Origin of the sequence: Dictyoglomus sp. (genome assembly GCA_025060475.1) — a bacterium.
In the GTDB taxonomy this organism is placed as follows: Bacteria; Dictyoglomota; Dictyoglomia; order Dictyoglomales; family Dictyoglomaceae; genus NZ13-RE01.
Map to the genome: position 1 here is coordinate 1 of JANXBZ010000024.1, position 1,746 is coordinate 1,746.

A 1,746-nucleotide genomic window follows, 5' to 3' on the forward strand; every position below is an offset into this window, starting at 1 on the left:
CCAGGGGAATTTTGGCTTTTCATGCTAGGCTATCCTAGTAGAAAGTCATGATTATAATTTATAATTTAAGAAAAAAATAAAAAATTCCTACCTAAAATTGAGCAAAAAATAAAAAAGCTATCATATTTATAAAGATTTTCATTTATTTAGTAATCCCAATATCATATTATCTTTATTCAATTATTCAATTTTACAGTTCTTTAGTTCTTTTTCGGACAAAGCCTACGTGATTCGTCATTATGAAAAATATTAAACAAGCCCCTAATATAAAGGTTGTCAGAAAATCTGACAACATGGCTTGCAAAAAGGGTCCCCCTACCCCTTTTTGCAAGCCATAGAAGTAGATTTTAAAACAATAATCTATTTATCCACTTGAGTTTATCTAAATCAATATTCCACCACAGATTACCATGTTTATCTAAAACAATTTTACCCTCTATTTCATATTTCTCATTTTTTGCAATACAATATTCAAAATCATCAATATCATTCTTCCATAATTCCCTAACTCTCTTAGGTATATCACGAATATTATTGACACTTAGTTTTACTCTGATATTAGTGAATAACTTAACTAATTTCCATTGACTTTCTTTTTCTATTTCTACCTTTTCTATACCCCATGTTTCTACTTTTCTTCTTCCATACAAACTTTCTTCTAGTTCTATTAGAGTTTCTTCTGAAAGTTTTTGTAGTTGCTCTTCTTTTATGACAGGCTTGACATGATATTTTGATAACTCATCTATCGCTTCTCTCTTTTCTTTTACTTGTCTGATATCTAATATCTCTCCTCCTCCAGCTTCTATCCATAATGCTTGTAATAAAAACAATGGAATATATCCAGACAATATGATATGCCAATGCGAATGCCAATGATTACTACAATGATTACTATTGGTTGTTATCTCAAATTTCCATATACCCTTAAATATATCCCTTACTTTCATTCCACTTTCATATAGCTTATTTCCAAATCTCTTCTCAAATTTTCTCATTACATTAGTATGAAATTCATATCTCTTTCTTGCTTCCTCTTCTCCATCTGTTTCTCTTACTCTCTCTATGTATCTGCTTAATAATTCTTCTACTTTCTCTCTTAACTTCGGATATCTTTTTCTTCCCGATACTCTCAAATCCCCAAATCTTTTCTTAACTTCATATGCTCTTTTCACTGCTTCTTTTACACTTTCTCTTCCTCCTATCGTTAATGTCGCAAACACTAAGACATCTTTTATCCCCTTTACATACTCCTCTACTCTTCTGAATAATTTCCTACTCTCTCTCCATGCACAATATTCACATAATACAGATCCACAAGAAATAGGATGATATTTTATTCTTTCTTCCTCTTCTAACTGATATAATCCTATAATACCCTCTTTTCCACAATTACATCTTGACTTTACTCTTTTTTCTGCTCTTTCTCTTTTTTTTGTCTGAGATGTTGCCTGTATATCAAGTTGATACAACCCATTTTTTTCTAAAATTTTTTCAGATTTTTCTGAATTATCCGATATAACCGAACTATCTGAAATATTTGGATATTTTAAGAGGAGGGCAGGCCCTTCCAATAGCCTAGCATGAAGTGTTGAATCAGAGTAATTACCTGCCCCTAAAAAGTTTTCTACAATAAACTCTGTATCCCTTTGAGGTTATTTTTATGGAAATTCCAGGGGAATTTTGGCTTTTCATGCTAGGCTATCCTAGTAGAAAGTCATGATTATAATTTATAATTTAAGAAAAAAA

General features: G+C 30.8%; 1 protein-coding gene. It reads right to left on the bottom strand.

All coding sequences use genetic code 11. The features are described from left to right. Positions 1-347: 347 nt before the first annotated feature. Positions 348-1,469 carry a protein rep gene (locus NZ841_08420; GenBank protein MCS7202784.1) on the bottom strand — a complete coding sequence of 374 codons (1,122 nt, stop codon included), beginning with the start codon at positions 1,467-1,469 and terminating at the stop codon, positions 348-350. Positions 1,470-1,746 lie beyond the last annotated feature (277 nt).